The sequence below is a fragment of the Streptomyces sp. T12 genome (assembly GCF_028736035.1).
GTDB lineage: Bacteria > Actinomycetota > Actinomycetes > Streptomycetales > Streptomycetaceae > Streptomyces.
Window position 1 is genome coordinate 1,757,712 of record NZ_CP117866.1, and the last position, 16,217, is coordinate 1,773,928.

The 16,217-nt window shown below is 70.9% G+C and carries 15 protein-coding genes; 5 read left to right on the forward strand and 10 right to left on the reverse strand.

Features of this window, described 5'->3' with window-relative positions; all coding sequences use genetic code 11:
• Window positions 1-117 precede the first annotated feature (117 nt).
• Window positions 118-804, forward strand: a complete 687-nt coding sequence (locus PBV52_RS07705; RefSeq protein WP_274237541.1) for a DUF5995 family protein — start codon at window positions 118-120, stop codon at window positions 802-804.
• An 88-nt stretch (window positions 805-892) separates the two neighbouring features.
• Window positions 893-1,822 carry an LLM class F420-dependent oxidoreductase gene (locus PBV52_RS07710; RefSeq protein WP_274237542.1) on the forward strand — a complete coding sequence of 310 codons (930 nt, stop codon included), beginning with the start codon at window positions 893-895 and terminating at the stop codon, window positions 1,820-1,822.
• A 23-nt stretch (window positions 1,823-1,845) separates the two neighbouring features.
• On the opposite strand, the gene PBV52_RS07715 is transcribed toward PBV52_RS07710, so the two are convergent.
• Window positions 1,846-3,546, reverse strand: coding sequence for an NAD(P)/FAD-dependent oxidoreductase (locus PBV52_RS07715; RefSeq protein ID WP_274237544.1), 1,701 nt, complete (start codon window positions 3,544-3,546; stop codon window positions 1,846-1,848).
• Window positions 3,547-3,592: 46 nt separating this feature from the next.
• Window positions 3,593-4,381 carry a carbon-nitrogen hydrolase family protein gene (locus tag PBV52_RS07720; protein ID WP_274237545.1) on the reverse strand — a complete coding sequence of 263 codons (789 nt, stop codon included), beginning with the start codon at window positions 4,379-4,381 and terminating at the stop codon, window positions 3,593-3,595.
• 310 nt (window positions 4,382-4,691) lie between these two features.
• Here PBV52_RS07720 and PBV52_RS07725 point away from each other — a divergent pair, with 310 nt between their 5' ends.
• On the forward strand, window positions 4,692-5,240 hold the full coding sequence (locus tag PBV52_RS07725) for a Repetin (RefSeq protein ID WP_274237547.1): 549 nt from the start codon (window positions 4,692-4,694) through the stop codon (window positions 5,238-5,240).
• On the opposite strand, the gene PBV52_RS07730 is transcribed toward PBV52_RS07725, so the two are convergent.
• Window positions 5,209-6,405, reverse strand: a complete 1,197-nt coding sequence (locus PBV52_RS07730) for an MFS transporter (RefSeq protein ID WP_274237548.1) — start codon at window positions 6,403-6,405, stop codon at window positions 5,209-5,211. The two genes, PBV52_RS07725 and PBV52_RS07730, sit on opposite strands and share 32 nt — an antisense overlap.
• A gap of 256 nt (window positions 6,406-6,661) precedes the next feature.
• On the opposite strand from PBV52_RS07730, the gene PBV52_RS07735 reads away from it, so the two are divergent.
• Window positions 6,662-7,105 carry a hypothetical protein gene (locus tag PBV52_RS07735; RefSeq protein ID WP_274249323.1) on the forward strand — a complete coding sequence of 148 codons (444 nt, stop codon included), beginning with the start codon at window positions 6,662-6,664 and terminating at the stop codon, window positions 7,103-7,105.
• 85 nt (window positions 7,106-7,190) lie between these two features.
• Here the strand turns inward: PBV52_RS07735 and PBV52_RS07740 are convergent, their stop codons facing one another.
• The 7 genes from PBV52_RS07740 to rpe all read right to left on the reverse strand — a co-directional run bounded on the left by PBV52_RS07740 (window position 7,191) and on the right by rpe (window position 13,723).
• Window positions 7,191-7,643 carry an Lrp/AsnC family transcriptional regulator gene (locus PBV52_RS07740; protein WP_015661832.1) on the reverse strand — a complete coding sequence of 151 codons (453 nt, stop codon included), beginning with the start codon at window positions 7,641-7,643 and terminating at the stop codon, window positions 7,191-7,193.
• Between the two features lie 10 nt (window positions 7,644-7,653).
• Entirely contained in the window at window positions 7,654-9,123 is a 1,470-nt protein-coding gene (locus PBV52_RS07745; protein ID WP_274237549.1) for an amino acid permease, read from the reverse strand.
• Between the two features lie 234 nt (window positions 9,124-9,357).
• Window positions 9,358-9,852 (reverse strand): GNAT family N-acetyltransferase, encoded by a 495-nt coding sequence (locus PBV52_RS07750; RefSeq protein WP_274237550.1) that lies wholly within the window; start codon window positions 9,850-9,852, stop codon window positions 9,358-9,360.
• 94 nt (window positions 9,853-9,946) lie between these two features.
• Window positions 9,947-11,389, reverse strand: a complete 1,443-nt coding sequence (locus tag PBV52_RS07755; protein ID WP_274237551.1) for a GuaB1 family IMP dehydrogenase-related protein — start codon at window positions 11,387-11,389, stop codon at window positions 9,947-9,949.
• Between the two features lie 130 nt (window positions 11,390-11,519).
• Window positions 11,520-11,834, reverse strand: a complete 315-nt coding sequence (locus tag PBV52_RS07760) for a barstar family protein (protein ID WP_274237552.1) — start codon at window positions 11,832-11,834, stop codon at window positions 11,520-11,522.
• A gap of 80 nt (window positions 11,835-11,914) precedes the next feature.
• Entirely contained in the window at window positions 11,915-12,958 is a 1,044-nt protein-coding gene (locus PBV52_RS07765) for a sugar-binding transcriptional regulator (protein ID WP_062713987.1), read from the reverse strand.
• Between the two features lie 78 nt (window positions 12,959-13,036).
• Complete coding sequence (gene rpe, locus PBV52_RS07770) at window positions 13,037-13,723, reverse strand: ribulose-phosphate 3-epimerase (RefSeq protein ID WP_274237553.1); 687 nt, start codon at window positions 13,721-13,723, stop codon at window positions 13,037-13,039.
• A 134-nt stretch (window positions 13,724-13,857) separates the two neighbouring features.
• Between rpe and PBV52_RS07775 the strand changes: the two genes are divergently transcribed.
• Window positions 13,858-16,044, forward strand: coding sequence for an MMPL family transporter (locus PBV52_RS07775; protein ID WP_274237554.1), 2,187 nt, complete (start codon window positions 13,858-13,860; stop codon window positions 16,042-16,044).
• Window positions 16,045-16,217: the final 173 nt, after the last annotated feature.

A 16,217-nucleotide genomic window follows, 5' to 3' on the forward strand; every position in this document is an offset into this window, starting at 1 on the left:
CACGTAAGCCTGGCACCGTCCCGCTCCCCCTCCCCCACAGCGAGCGCGTTCCCCCGTTCTGGGGAAGCGCCGGGCCCGCCGACACTTCCGCCAGCCTAAAGCTGGGACTCTGCCCCCATGGCGCAATGCGAACAATTCACCACAGCCGTGGACGCGGTCATCTCCCGTATGCGCGCCCTCGATGCGACCCTGCCCCAAGCCGACGGAGTCGCGGTCTTCAACCGCGTCTACCTCAGCGTCACGCAGGCGGTCGACCGGCACATCGACGGCGGCCGGTTCCCGGACGCGCGGGCCGTGATCACGCTGGACGTGCGGTTCGCGCAGCGGTATCTCGCGGCGGTGCGCACGGCCGAGGACGAGGGGCGCCCACCCGCCTGCTGGCGGCCCCTGTTCCAGATGCGCCGCCATCCCGGCGTACGACCGCTGCAGTTCGCGCTCGCGGGCATCAACGCGCACATCGGGCACGACCTGGCGCTCGCCGTGGTGGACGCCTGTCGTAGCCTCGACTGCGCACCCGCCGAGCTGGAGGACGAGTTCGATCGCGTGGGTGATCTCCTCGTCTCGCTGGAGGAGCGCATCCGCGAAGATCTGATGCCGGGTCCCGACCTGCTCCAGATCGCCGACCCGCTCACCCATCTGCTCGGCTCCTGGAGCCTGGAGCGGGCCCGGGACGCCACCTGGTCGGCGGCCCGTGCCCTGTGGGCCCTGCGCCGACTGCCGGACGTCGCCGAGGAGTTCACCGAGCGGCTGGACGGGGCGGTGGGGTTCGCGGGACGCATGCTGCTCACGCCACTGCCGGACTGATCCGGCCACTCCTGTGCCGAGGGGCCTCAACTCGTAGATGAACGTTGTACGTTCGACATGACTGGACCTTTTGCAAAGGAGCACAGGCATGGCGACTCGGCTCGGACTCGCACTCCCCCAGAACAGGCAGTACGACCTCGGCAGGGACGTGCCGGACGTGGCACGGGCCGCCGAGGCGGTCGGCTACGAGAGTCTGTGGGTGTACGAGCGGGCCCTGTTCCCCGAGCCCGCCACCCAGGGCCTGTACGGCATCGAGGGCCTGCCCTGGCCGGACGACTACCGCGGGGTCGCCGACCCGCTGGTCACGCTGACGCTTGCAGCCTCGGCCACCGAGCGGGCCCGGCTCGGCACCAGCGTGCTGGTGGCCCCGCTGCACGTGCCCTTCCAGCTGGCCAAGTCGCTCGCCACTCTGGACGCGGCCAGCGGCGGCCGGGTCGTCGCGGGCCTCGGCACCGGCTGGTCGCACGACGAGTACGCGGCCGCCTCCGTCCGTCCCTTCGAGGAGCGCGGCCAGGTCCTCGACGAGGTGATCGAGGTCTGCCGCGCGGTGTGGGGGCCGGACCCGGTGTCGTACGACGGCCGGATCACGAAGATCGCCCCCGCCGTGGTCGGCCCCAAGCCCGCCCGGCCCCTGCCGATCCTGCTCGCCGCCGCCACCCGCAAGGCGCAGCGCCGGCTCGTGGACCACGCCGACGGATGGATGCCCGTCGCCATGAGCGCCGAGTCGCTGGCCACGCAGTGGCAGGAGCTGCAGGACCTGGCCGCCGAGCGGGGACGCACGGAACCGATCCAGACAGTCGTGCGCACCAACGCGCGCTATTCCGCCCAGGGATACGAGGGCTCCGACCGCCAGCCCTTCCACGGCAGCGTGGACCAGATCGTCGAGGACCTGGCCGCGTACGCCGAGGTCGGCCTGGACGAGATCTTCGTCGACCTCCAGAGCACCGTGCGCGACGCCCAGGAACTCAAGGACGTCGCCGCGGAGGTGTACGAGAAGGCGCGGGCAGCCGGGATCTGATCCTCGCCTGCGGGCTCGGCCGCTCAGTCCTCGGGCAGCTCGACCGGCGCGATCTCGTCGTACACGTCGCCGGGCCCCGGGTTGCTCGGGTCGGTCGCCCCGCCGAAGTGGTGCATGACGCCCCAGACCGCGTTCAGCGCGGTCTGGATCGCGCCCTCGGCCCAGCCGGCCGTCCAGGAGATGTCGTCACCGGCGAGGAAGATGCCCCGCTTGTCCTCGGCCAGCCGGTCCTGCATGAAGTGCGTGAACAGGCGCCGCTGGTAGCGGTAGTGGCCGGGCAGGTTGGCCTTGAACGCGCCCATGAAGTACGGCTCGTTCTCCCACGACACCGTCACCGGGTTGCCGATGATGTGCTTCCGGATGTCGACCTTCGGGTAGATCTCGCCGAGCGACTTCAGCATGACCTCCATCCGCTCGTTCGCGGACAGCGGCAGCCACTTCAGGCTGTCGTCGCACCAGGTGTAAGACAGGCAGATGACGGCCGGCTTGTCCGGACCGTCGTCCAGCAGGTAGGTCCCGCGGGTCATCCGGTCGGTGAGCGTCATCGACATGACGTCCCGGCCCGTCTGCTCATCCTTGTCCAGCCAGAACGGCCGGTCGACGGGCACGAAGAGCTTGCTGGACTCCATGTAGTGGGTCCGCTCGATGGCCGTCCAGTGGTCGATCGGGAAGAGCGAGTCGTCGCAGGCGATCTTCGACAGCAGCATCCAGGACTGGGCGGTGAAGACGGCCGCCTGGTAGGTACGGATGTCGCCGTTCGCGTCGGTCACGGTGATGCGGTTGCCCGCGGTGCGGTGCAGCCGGGTCACGGCCGGGCGGGGCGCGCCGTTCTCGTGCAGCTTCGCCAGCGACGTCCCGTAGGCCCAGTGGACGATCTTCTCCGGCTCGCGCTCCCACAGGCGCAGCGGCAGCTGCTGAGAGCCGCCGACGATGCCGCGGTGGTGGTCGTCGGCCTCGGTGTAGACGACGCGCAGGATCTCCAGGATGGAGTTCGGGAAGTCGGTGTCCCAGCCGCCGGTGCCGAAGCCGACCTGGCCGAAGATCTCGCGGTGGCGGAAGGACTTGAAGGCCTCGGAGTCGCAGAGGAAGCCGTAGAAGGTCTGGTTGTCGAGCTTCTCGACGAGCTTCGCCCAGATCTCGCGGATGCGCGGCACGTCCCGCTCGCGCATCGCCTGGTTCATGTCGGAGAAGTCGGCGCCCTCGTCGAGGCACTTGTTCCAGGCGGCGGCGACGTCCCGGTAGACCTGGGGGAGGTCCTCGATCGTCTCGGCGTAGTGCGACTCGCCCTTGAGGTCGACGACCGTCGAAGGGGTCGTCTCCGCAAGGGGGTTGGGGAAGGGACGGGTCTCCAGACCGGCCAGGTCGATGTAGTGCTGGAGCGCCGTGGAGGACGGCGGGAACCGCATCGCGCCCATCTCGGCGGTCAGGCCCTCGGTGCCCGGGCCGTCGAAGCCCACGGTCCGCAGTCGCCCGCCGATCTGGTCGGCCTCGTACACGACCGGCTTGAGGCCCATCTTCATCAGCTCGTACGCGGCCACGATGCCGGAGAGCCCGCCGCCGATGACCGCGACCTCGGTGCCGTGCTCGGTCGCGGGTATCTGGCCGAGCCCCGCGGGGTGGGCGAGGAAGTCGTCGTACGCGTACGGGAAGTCCGGGCCGAACATGGTGATCGGCGGCTGCTGCTCGTCGGCGTGCTGGACGGCGTTGGGCACCGTGGACGTCATGGGGTACGGACTCCTTGCGCAAACAGGGACTGCGGGGGGCAGAGGCTCAGATCAGGGACCCGTAGAGGCCGGGGCGGCGGTCCTTCAGGTACGGGTTCGCCTCGCGGGAGGCGGCGAGGAAGGCGGGGTCGACGTCGGCGAGCACGAGCTCCTCACGGCGGCCGGCGCGGGTGCGCGCGACCCCGTCGGGACCGGCGAGGGTGGAGAGGCCGACGAACTCGAACTCCCCTTCCTGGCCGACCCGGTTGACGTACGCGACGTACATCTGGTTCTCGAAGGCCCGCACCGGGATCATCGACTCGGCGACGAACTGGAACGGGTGCATCTGCGCGGTCGGCACGACGAGCAGGTCGGTGCCGGCGAGGGCGTGGGCGCGGACGTTCTCCGGGAACTCGACGTCGTAGCAGATCAGGATGCCGACGCGGAGGCCGTCGAGCTCGGCCTGGACGACCGGCTGGTCCCCCGGCGTGAAGTGGTCGCGCTCGAAGCAGCCGAAGAGGTGGGTCTTGCGGTAATTGGCGAGCCGGGTGCCGTCGGCGGAGATCAGCTGGGCGGAGTTGAAGACGGCGTCGCCGGACCGCTCGGGGTAGCCGTAGGCGATCGCCAGGCCGTGCCTCGTCGCGGTCTCGGCGATCGCGTCCGCGCAGTCGCCGTCGGCGGGCTCGGCGAGGCGGGCGATGTCGTCGCCGATCGCGTACCCGGTCAGGAACATCTCCGGCGCGACCAGCAGCCCGGCGCCCGCGGCGGCGGCCCGGCCCGCGGCCTCGTCGAGGACCTTGAGGTTCTCGACGGTGGAGCCGGGGCGGCCGGAGCTCTGGAGCAGGGCGGTGCGCATGCGTGTTCCTCACCGGGCGGAAGGGGGGGGCAGGGGGCCGTGTAGGGGCCACGTAGACGGTACGGGCGGCTGAGCAGGGCGGACAAGAAGGAGCCGTTGCGCGCCGGTGAGCGGTTCGTTGCGTGCACCAGGGCGTCGACGGCGATTCGTTGCGCGACCTCGGCCGTAGCCCCGGTCCTCCTCGAAGCGCACACCCGACCGGTCTCCCCCACCGGACGGCTGAGACGGGGTCCCGTCTCCGGCGCGATGTGGTGCGAGCGCGGCGCCGGGAGAGTGGGGACTGTCCACTTGACCTGCAGAAAGGACCGCGATGAAGCGCCGTACGAAGATCGTCGTGCTCGGCTCCGCACTGCTGCTCACCGCTGGAGCGGCCACCGCCGCGACCGGCGCCACCGCCACCGCGTCGGACGCGCCGGGGCAGCGGGAGGCCGCCGCGCTCACCGGCACCGCCAAGCTGTACCGCTCGGCCGGGGACGACATCACGTTCTCGTTCGACGCGCACCTCGCCGGCGCGGACCAGGCCGACCCGATGAAGGCGACCGGCACCTTCGAGTGGAGCCACTATCTGAACGGCGAGGGGGCCTGGGCGAAGGCGAAGGTCGACTGCCTCGTCACCGGGGGCAAGGTGGCCGTCGTCTCCGGCGTGGTCACCGACACGGACCTGCCGGGCGAGAAGGGCAAGCGCGTCGGCATCACGGTGCACGACCTCGGCCGCCGCGACCGGCTCGGCTACAGCTGGGCGACGACCGAGGACTTGGGCCCGAAGGACCTGCCCAAGTGCGTGAGCTCGGCGCCCTTCGAGAAGGTCAGGAAGGGCACCGGCGATTTCACGGTCGTGCCGTGGCAGCCCGGGTTCTAGCCAGGGCCAGCGCCGTCACCAGGTACGGAACCGCGAGCACCGCGAACACCGTGCTGTGCGCCGCCCTCGTGCCGAGCAGCGCGTACACGCCGAACGTGGCGACCGTGGCCAGCTCGGTGCCCAGGCTCGCGACGGAGGTGAGGGTGGCCCGGCGGGACTCTTCGATACGGTGCTGGAGGCGGACGTCGGCGAGCACCTCCGCCAGCTGGAACCCGCCGAAGGCGAGGCCGATTAGGGCGATGCCGGCCGTTGTGCCGGCCGCGGCTCCCACGGCCAGGGCGAGCGCGGCGCCCGCGAGCAGCGCCGCGAGCCCTCTCGTGCCGAGGCGTTCGGCCGGTCCGGCCAGGAGGCTTCCGGCGGTGACGCCCGCCCAGATCAGCAGGATCAGCCAGGGGACGGCCGCCTCGGCGACGCCGATGTCCCGGACCAGCAGCGGGGTGTACTCGTCGAGCGCCCCCCATACGGCGGCGACAGCGGGGATCAGCAGCAGCGCTCCGCGCACGGAACGGTCCCCGCGGACCTCGGCGAGTCCGGTCCGCAGGGTCGTCGCCCAGCTGTCGCCCCCGGTCTCCGGCCGCACCCGGTGCTCCGGGAAGCGGCTCGCCGTGGCGGCGGTCAGCAGACAGGCCAGGATGCTCGCCGCGCCGAGGGCCGGATAGCCGCCCAGCGCGAGGACGGGTCCCGCGAGTCCGGCGGAGGTCATCGTCCCCACCAGTCGCGCGGCCCGGGCCCGGCCCATGACCCGCGCATACCGGTCGGCGGCACCCAGCCGGTCCAGTTCGTCGTACAACAGCGCCTCCAGCGCACCGGAGCCGAGCGCTCCGCCGGCCCCCCACAGGACGAAGCCGAGCGCGAAGGCCCAGTACGACGGGAGCAGCACCCACAGCCCGAAGCCGACGGCCGTGAGCAGCGGGCCGAGCCACAGCAGCAGCCGCCGCGAGACGGCATCGGCCCAGGCACCGGAGGGGACCTCCAGCAGGACGCCGGTGGTCGACCACAGGGCGAACAGGGAGGAGATCTGCCAGAGCGACAGGCCGGTGTCGGCGAACAGCAGCGCGTACACCGGGTAGAGCAGGACGAAGTCGTCCAGGAACGAGTAGCCGTACAGCGTGGCCGTGAGCCGCCGGACACCGGTGGCGGGCACACGCGCAGGTGAGAGTGTCATGAGGCCTTCCCGCAGGGACTGTTCGGACACCGGGGGTACGGCGTCCGAGGCGGCCCTCGGGAGGCACGGCTGGTGGATCAATGTCGCCAGGTCATGGCATCGATGGTAGGCGGGCCGGGGGCGGGGGCGCAGCGACAATTCCGCCGGGGCCCCCTCCGCCAGGAGGAGTCCGGCGCCACGCGCCTCCGCCGAGCGGCGAGGAACGTCGGCCCGTGGGAGGACGCCGGTGCGCGAGGCCGCGCGCGAGACTGCCGACATGGACGTCACCGAGATCCACGACCTGCCGTTCGTCGACGCGCACACGTCGGTCGTCGCGGCGCAGCCGGACGCCGTCTGGCGGGCCCTCGCCGACACCGTGGACCACCACTTCGCGGGCCGGCGCACCGCGGCCGTGGCGCGCCTGCTCGGCTGCGCCGACCGCTCGCCGATCCCCGGGTTCCATGTGGTCACCGCGGTGCCGGGGAAGGAGCTGGCGCTCGCCGGCAGCCACCGCTTCTCGACGTACGCCCTGATCTTCCGCCTGGAGGAGGCCGGCGCGGGGCGCACCCGGCTGCGTGCCGAGACCCGCGCCGCGTTCCCGGGCCCGGCCGGGCGCCTCTACCGGCTGCTGGTGATCGAAACGCGCGGGCACGCGGTGGCCGTACGGCGCATGCTGACGACCGTACGCGAACGCGCCCCAAAGGGGCGCGGGGCTGCATAGATGTGCGGCTCCGCCGCGTGGGCGCGACCAGCCACGATGACGCCGCAGACAACCGACGGCACCACGCGGCACTCCCAGCGGAGCGCTACGTCGGCGACCCGGAAGAAAACCTCCGCAGCAACGGCGACAACACCAGCACCGACTTGGTCCGCTCCACGAACGGTTCCCCCGCGATCCGCTCCAGGACCCGCTCGAAGTGCCGCATGTCGGAGGCGAAGACCTGCACGACCGCGTCCGCCTCACCGGTGACGGTGGAGGCGGCCACGACCTCCTGATAGCGCTCCAGCCCCCGCTGAATCGTCTCCGGCGAGGTGTTGCGCCGGCAGTAGATCTCGACGAACCCCTCGGTCTCCCAGCCGAGCGCCGCCGGGTCGACCCGGACGGTGAATCCGGTGATCGCTCCGGTGGCGCGCAGCCGGTCCACGCGCCGTTTCACGGCGGGCGCGGACAGGCCGACGAGCTGCCCGATGTCCGCGTAGGAGCGGCGGGCGTCCTCGGCGAGGGCGTGCACGATGCGTTCGTCGAGATCGTTCAGCACTGCGGGTGGTTCACTTCACTTCTGGTGCGGCAAGACGGGAACGGCGATAGCCGTAGAGGAAGTAGAACACGAGACCCGCGGCCATCCAGCACCCGAAGACGACCCAGGTCACGGTGTCCAGGCTGAACATGTTGTACGCGCAGAACAGGAAGCCCAGCACCGGCAGCACCGGCCCGAACGGCACCCTGAACGTGCGCTCGAGCTCCGGCCGCCGGTAACGCAGGACGATCACCGCGATGTTGACCAGCCCGAAGGCGAACAGCGTGCCGATGCTGGTGGCGTCGACGAGCTTGCCCAGCGGGATGAGGGCGGCGAGCGCACCGCAGAACAGGGACACGATGACCGTGTTGAGGCGGGGCGCACCGGTCTTGCGGTGGACCTTGCCGAGCGCCTTGGGCACCAGGCCGTCGCGGGACATCGCGAAGAGGATGCGGGTCTGGCCGTAGAGCACGGTGAGCACGACGCTCGCGATGGAGATGACCGCGCCGAGGGCGAGCAGGGTGCCCCAGAAGGACTGGCCGCTGACGTCCTTCATGATCGCGGCGAGGGAGGCTTCCGAGCCCTCGAACTTGGTCCAGTTCCAGGCGCCGACGGCGACGCCCGCGACGAGCACGTACAGCGCGGTGACGATGATCAGCGAGAGCATGATCGCCCGCGGCAGGTCCCGCTTGGGGTCCTTCGCCTCCTCACCGGCGGTGGAGGCGGCGTCGAAACCGATGTAGGAGAAGAAGAGCGTGGCACCCGCGGCACTCACGCCCGCCATGCCGAGCGGCATGAAGTCGGCGTAGTTACCGGACTTGAAGCCCATGAAGCCGACCGCGCAGAACAGCACCAGCGCGGCGATCTTGACGGCGACCATGATCGTGTTGGCGCGGGCGGACTCGCGCACGCCGCCGAGCAGGAAGACCATCGCCAGCAGCACGACGATCAGCGCGGGCAGGTTGATGATCCCGCCCTCACCGGGCGCCGAGGACAGCACGGCCGGGATGGTGACGCCTATGGTCCCGTCGAGCAGCTCGTTGAGGTACTCGCCCCAGCCGACGGCGACGGCGGCCACCGACACGCCGTACTCCAGCACCAGACACCAGCCGCAGACCCAGGCGACCAGCTCACCCATCGTTGCGTACGCATACGAGTACGAGGAGCCGGCGACCGGGATGCTGCCCGCCAGCTCGGCGTACGACAGGGCCGAGAACAGCGCCGTGAGACCGGCGATCACGAAGGCCAGGGTGACCGCGGGGCCGGCCTCCGGGACGGCGTCGCCGAGGACGACGAAGATGCCGGTGCCGAGGGTGGCACCGATGCTGATCATGGTGAGCTGCCACAGGCCCAGGGAGCGCCGCAGGGACCCTCCCTCGCCCTGGCCACCCTCTTCGACCAGGTGTTCCACGGGCTTGCGACGCAACAGGCGCGCGCCGACACCCGGGGACGGCGGGCCTGACTGGGTGCGGTTCTGCGGGGGTGCGCCTTGATCGAGCACGCGCTGACTCCTTCGTCGCTGCCTCTCAGGGCGGCGGGGACCGGCGGCACCCTGCGACAGCAGGAACCCACCGAGCGGGGTCCCTGCCACGCCACGTACGAGGCGACAGCCTATGAGGAGCGGCGTTGCCGTTGTAATGCAGCAACCTTGCGCATGCCCGCAAGATCATTGCGTTCCTGGGGGTTGGGTGGGTGTTCGTTGCGCGGTGGCTTTCGACCGTTGCGCAGGCGGCTTTCAGAGGGCCTTGACGAGGAACACGCAGGCATCGGCCCGCTCATGCCGTACGCCGTCGGAGTCCAGGTGGGTCCAGCGGTCGACGTAGGCCACGGCGGGCAGGTATCCGAGCCGTGCGTAGAGCGCCGCCGCGCGCGGGTTGTGGTCGCCGACGCCGAGCCCCATGGCGCCGACGCCGCGCTCCCGCGCCAGCCGCTCGGCGGCACTCACCAGGGCGGCGCCGATGCCCTGGGAACGGAGGGACTCGGGCCAGACGAAGAGGCCGTTGATCTCCGGGCAGCCCGGCCGCGCGGCCCGCACCTCCGGCGCCGCGCACCCGGTCCAGCGCACCTCCGCGTGCCCCACGGGCCTGCCGTCCAGCCACGGGATCAGATAGGTGCTGTCCCCCGCCTCCTGCCGTCCGAAGCGGGCGACGTGATTGCCGTCGACGCTGTACGACGGCATGAAGCGGTCCAGCACCTCGATGTCCTCGGCCCTGCAAGCGGCTATCTCCATACGCCGACGGTAGGGGCCGGGCATGCGAAACGGCCCCCGATTTTCCCGGGCGAGCGGGACAACAGGGGCCGTTTCACAGGGCGTTGATGCGGCGTCAGCTCCAGCTGGCGTGCAGCGGCTTGCCCTCCGCGTAGCCGGCGGCGCTCTGGATGCCGACGACCGCCTTCTCGGTGAACTCCTCCAGGGAGCGCGCACCGGCGTAGGTGCACGACGACCGCACGCCCGCGATGATCGAGTCGATCAGGTCCTCCACACCCGGACGGTCCGGGTCGAGGAACATGCGGGAGGTGGAGATGCCCTCCTCGAACAGGGCCTTGCGGGCGCGGTCGTACGCCGACTCTTCCGACGTACGGTTGGCCACGGCCCGGGCGGACGCCATGCCGAAGGACTCCTTGTACAGCCGCCCGCTGGAGTCCTGCTGGAGGTCGCCCGGCGACTCGTAGGTGCCCGCGAACCACGAGCCGACCATCACGTTGGACGCACCGGCCGCGAGCGCCATGGCGACGTCGCGCGGGTGCCGGACACCGCCGTCGGCCCACACGTGCTTGCCGTACTTCTTCGCCTCGGCGGCGCACTCCAGCACGGCGGAGAACTGCGGCCGGCCGACGCCGGTCATCATGCGGGTGGTGCACATGGCGCCCGGACCGACACCGACCTTGATGATGTCGGCACCGGCCTCGATGAGGTCCCGGACACCCTCCGCGGCGACGATGTTGCCCGCGACGATCGGCACCTGCGGGTCGAGCGCCCGCACGGTCCTGATCGCGGCGATCATCGACTCCTGGTGGCCGTGTGCCGTGTCGATGACCAGCGTGTCGACACCCGCGTCGAGCAGCTGCTTGGCCTTGCCCGCCACGTCGCCGTTGATGCCGACGGCGGCCGCTATGCGCAGCTTGCCGCTGGCGTCGACGGCCGGCGAGTACAGGGTGGCGCGCAGGGCGCCCTTGCGGGTGAGGATGCCGGCGAGGCGGCCGTCTGCGTCGACGGCGGGGGCGTAGCGCCGGTTGTGGTGGTCGAGGGTGTTGAAGGCCTCGCGCGGGTCCTGGTCCGCGTCGAGGAGCAGCAGGTCCCGGGACATGACCACTTCGAGCTGGGTGAAGCGGTCCACGCCGGACAGGTCGGAGTCGGTGACCACGCCGACCGGCTTGAAGTCGTCGTCGACGACCACACCGGCGTTGTGCGCACGCTTGGGCAGCAGGGCCAGCGCGTCGGCGACGGTCTGGTGCGGGGCCAGCACGATCGGGGTGTCGAGGACGTGGTGGCGGCTCTTCACCCAGGAGACGACCTCGGTGACGACGTCGATCGGGATGTCCTGCGGGATGACCACCAGGCCGCCGCGCCGGGCCATCGTCTCGGCCATACGGCGGCCGGCGATGGCGGTCATGTTGGCGACGACCAGCGGGATGGTGGTGCCCGTGCCGTCCGGGGAGCTGAGGTCCACGCCCTGCCGCGAGCCGACCGCACTGCGGCTCGGGACCATGAAGACGTCGTCGTACGTCAGGTCGTACGCGGGCTGGATGTCATTGAGGAAACGCACGTGCTGCACATCCCAGTCGATCAGAGGTGGCCCCCGGACAGGTCAGCCAGGGGGAAGAGCACGTACTTCATTGTCCCATGCTGACCGGAATGCGATGCACGGTCGCTTCATACGAGCAGGTCAGAGGGGCCTAGGAGGATCCTCCGAGAGTAACCGTCACCGAGAGTGCCGGCGTCCGGTCCACCGCCTCGGAGAAGACCTCCTGAGCGGTCTGCCACTCCTCGGGCCGCGCCTTCGCGTACGGCCGCCAGTTCCGTACGACGATCAGCAGCCCCTGCTCGACGGCGCCCTCGGGCCAGACGGTGTGGTCGCGGAGGGAGTCGGCGAGGGCGTCCCAGTTGCGGCCGAACCAGTCGGGCAGGTCCAGGGCGCGGGCGCAGCGGTCCATCAGGCCCGCCTTGTCCGTGACCCCGTCGAGGTCCAGCGTGACCACGAGCTCCGTCATCTCAGTACCGCCAAGGTCGTAGTGATCGTCGATGAACGAAGGGGCGGCCCCAGCCGGGCCGCCCCTGTGCTGACGTCCCGTCAGTGTCCGTCCGGGTCGGCCCGGTTGAGCGCGGGCTTCGGCGTCTGCCCCGCCGTCATCAGCACGTCCGCCGCCGCCGTGTCCGTCACCAGGCTGGTGACGAGCCCCGACCGCAGCACCGCGTCGATCGCGGACGCCTTGCGCTGCCCGCCCGCGATCGCGACGACCTCGGGGATTCGGCGGAGCTGGTCGGCCTTGACCGTGATGCACCGCTCCCCCAGGTCCCGTCCGACCCGGCGTCCCTCCGCGTCGAAGAGGTGCGCGGACATCTCGGCGGCGACGCCGAGGGAGGCGTAGTGCGCCCGCTCCTCGTCGCTGAGCATGTCGTGCACCGTCGAGATGCCGGGCTCCCAGGAGCCGATGGAGACACAGGCGACCGTGACCTTGTCGAAGTACTCGAAGGCCCGGGCGATCCCGGTCTGGTGGCGCAGCGCCGCCGCGGTGGCCGCGTCCGGCAGCAGCATCGGCGCGTAGATGGGGTGTGCGTCGCCGCCGGATACCTGCGCGGCACGGCGCACCGCCTCGACCGAACCGCGCTCCGCGGTCCCGGCGTCGTACACACCGGTCAGCTGCACCACCGTGCAGGGCGGCAGCCGGTCGAGGGCGGCCGCCATGTGGATGGTGGACCGGCCCCAGGCCAGGCCCAGCACATCCCCCTCGTTCACCAGCTCGCCGAGCAGGTCGGCGGCCACCTCTCCCAGGTTCTCCGGGTCGGGCGACTCCTCGGCCTCGGCCGGGGACTCGACCACGACTGCATGCCTGAGGCCGTACCGGGCACGGAGCGCGTCCGAGCGCTCGGCGTCCAGTTCGGCCGGCACACGGATCTCGATGCGCACCAGATCCCGTTCGAGAGCGGTCTCCAGGACCCGGGCCACCTTGAAGCGGCTGACGCCGAACTCCTCCGCGATCTGGATCTTGGACTTGCCCTCGAGGTAGAAGCGGCGGGCCATGGCCGCCGCCTGCACCAGCTCAGCGGGTCCCATCCGCATGGCTGACCGGCCCGCCGACATACCCGACACGGCGATCTCCTCACTGCTGTTCACACTCTGGATTCGCCGTTCATCCTTGCAGATCCGGCGCTCTTGATCCGCCCTGATGGGCGCCGTTCACGTTGTCTTGGCTCAGTGGTCGCATGCCCAGACTGCGGTCTTCGTGACCGCCTCCGCCTGAGCACGCAGCGCCCGCACCGCCTCGGCCGGGTCCTCGGCCCCGTACACCGCCGAACCGGCGACGAAGACATCGGCGCCCGCCTCGGCGCACCGCTCGATGGTCGAGGCGGAGACACCGCCGTCCACCTGGAGCCACAGCTGAAGGCCGTGCTTGCTGATCAACTCGCGGGTGCGGCGAATCTTCGGAAGCATGATGTCGAGAAACGCCTGACCACCGAAGCCCGGCTCGACCGTCATGATCAGCAGCATGTCGAGCTCGGGGAGCAGATCCTCGTACGGCTCGATGGGCGTCGCGGGCTTGAGGGCCATGGAGGCACGCGCGCCCTTCGCCCGGATCTCCCGGGCCAGCCGCACGGGTGCCGCGGCGGCCTCGACATGGAAGGTGACGGAAGAGGCCCCTGCTTCCACGTACTGGGGCGCCCACCGATCGGGGGCCTCGATCATCAGATGGCAGTCCAGCGGGGTGTCCGTCGCACGGGCCAGTGACTCTACGACCGGTACGCCGAGCGTGAGGTTCGGGACGAAATGGTTGTCCATGACGTCGACGTGGAGCCAGTCGGCTCCCTCGACCGCCTTGGCCTCGTCCGCGAGGCGGGCGAAGTCGGCGGACAGGATGCTGGGGCTGATCTGCGGGGCCATGACCCAAGACTGCCATGCCGGAGCACGAATGTTCGCGCCGGTACAGACCTGAGACGTTCATCGGATGTTGTGTCCGGTTCGCGCATGCCATGCTGGGCGGCCGACCGGCTCCACATACGGCTGCGGGGGTGGCCATGACGGAGACCCAGGAGCACCGGCGGACGCCGTCGGGACAGCGGGGCATCGCGCATCTGGTCTGCGGGCGACGCGCCAAGTGGGTGGTGCTCGTCCTGTGGCTGGCGGTGCTGTTCCTGACGGCGCCGTTCGCCCAGAAGCTGACCGACGCGCAGGACAACGACGCGGCCTCCTGGCTGCCGGGATCGGCGGAATCCACTCAAGTCCTGGAGATCTCCGAGAACTTCAGGCCGGAGCAGATCCCCGCGGTCGTCGTCTACGCCCGTGACGGCGGCCTGACGGCACAGGACCGGGCGGCGATCACCGCGGACGTGGCCGAGCTGAAGCAGCTCACCGACCACGGCATACGGGGCGCCGAGACCCGGGGGCCGGTCTTCGACCGCGAGGTGGACCCGCGCGCGGCCCAGGTCCAGGTCCCGATCACCATGGACGAGCAGGGCTGGGAGCGCATCGCGCCCGCCGTCGACTCCATCCGGGACGTCGTCGGCGAGGGCGGCGGCGCGCTGACCGTGCACATCACGGGTCCGGGCGGCACGTCCGCGGACTTCGCGGAGGCCTTCGAGGGCATCGACTCCACGCTGCTGGTGTCGGCGATGGCTGTCGTCATCGTCATGCTCCTGATCACCTACCGCAGCCCGACCCTGCTCCTGGTCCCCCTCATCGCCGTGATCGTCGCCCTGTTCACCGCACAGGCCCTCATCTATCTCCTGGCGGAACACGGGGGCCTGACGGTCAACGGCCAGAGCGCCGGCATCCTCACGGTGCTGGTCTTCGGGGCAGGCACGGACTACGCCCTCCTGCTCGTCGCCCGCTACCGGGAGGAACTGCGCCGCCACGAGGACCGCCACGAGGCGATGGCCCTGGCCCTGCACCGCGCGGGCCCGGCGGTGATCGCCTCCGGCGCGACCGTCGTCCTGAGCATGCTGGTGCTGCTGACAGCCGAGATGAACTCGACGAGAGGCCTTGGCCCGGTGGCCGCGATCGGCGTAGCGGTGGGCCTCCTGGCCATGCTGACCCTGTTCCCCGCCCTCCTCGTCATCTGCGGCCGCTGGATCTTCTGGCCGGTGATCCCGCACCTGGGTACGGAGAACCCGGACGAGCGAGGCGTCTGGGCCCGCATGGGCCGACGTATCGCCCACCGCCCGCGCATGGTCTGGGCCGTCACGGCCATCGCCCTGGCGATCTGCTCCCTCGGCCTGATCCAACTGCGCGCCGAGGGGCTGAGCAATGCCGACGCGTTCACCGAGAAACCCGACTCGATCACCGGCCAGGAGGTCTCCGAGCAGTACTTCCCGGCCGGCAGCGGCGACCCCCTGGTCATCGTCAGCAACCAGGCACAGGCCGTGCAGGTGGGCCGCGCGGTGGCCGGGACACGGGGCGTCGTCCCCGACTCGCTGGGCCTCCCCCCGGGCACGAAACCGTCGTACGACGGCAAGGTGCTCTTCGAGGCGACCATGACGGACCCCGCCGACAGCGAGGCCGCGAAACAGACCGTCGAACGGGTCCGCGACGCCGTCCACGCGGTGCCGGACGCGGACGCTCAGGTGGGCGGCGGCACGGCAGCCCTGCTGGACATGGACAAAGCAACGACCCACGACAACATACTGATCATCCCGCTGGTCCTGGTCGTGGTCCTGCTGATCCTCTGCGCCCTGCTCCGCGCACTGATCGCCCCACTCCTGCTGATCGGCACGGTCATCCTGTCGTTCGCCGCCGCGCTGGGCATCAGCGCCCTGGCCTTCCGCCACCTCTTCGACTACGCGGGCGAGTCGACCGACTTCCCGCTGTTCGTCTTCGTCTTCCTGGTGGCGCTGGGCATCGACTACAACATCTTCCTCACGACCCGCATCCGCGAGGAGGCGACCCACCAGGGCACCCGCCCCGGCGTCGTCACCGGCCTCGCCGCCACCGGCGCCGTCATCACCTCGGCCGGCCTGGTCCTCGCCGGCACCTTCGCCGCCCTGGGCACCCTCCCCATGGTCGCCTTCGCCGAAATCGGCTTCGCGGTGGCGCTGGGCGTCCTCCTGGACACCTTCATCGTGCGCTCGGTCCTGGTGACGTCCCTGTTCCTGGACGTGGGCCCGAAGGTGTGGTGGCCGCATCGGCTGGCGCGGGAGGACGGGGGGACGGCGGCAGTTCCGAAGGCGGAGGAGGGGACGGCACCATCCAGCCCGTCCGGCGTTTGAGGACGAGGCCCCTCAAGGGCCGAAGCGGGTCTGGGGCTCAAAGGCCGAAGCGGGGTCTGGGGCTCAAGGTCCGAAGCGGGGTCTGGGGCTCAAGGTCCGAAGCGGGGTCTGGGGCGGCAGCCCCCAGCGGGGTCCAGGGGCAGAACCCCTGGCGGGGTCGAAGGGGCAGCGCC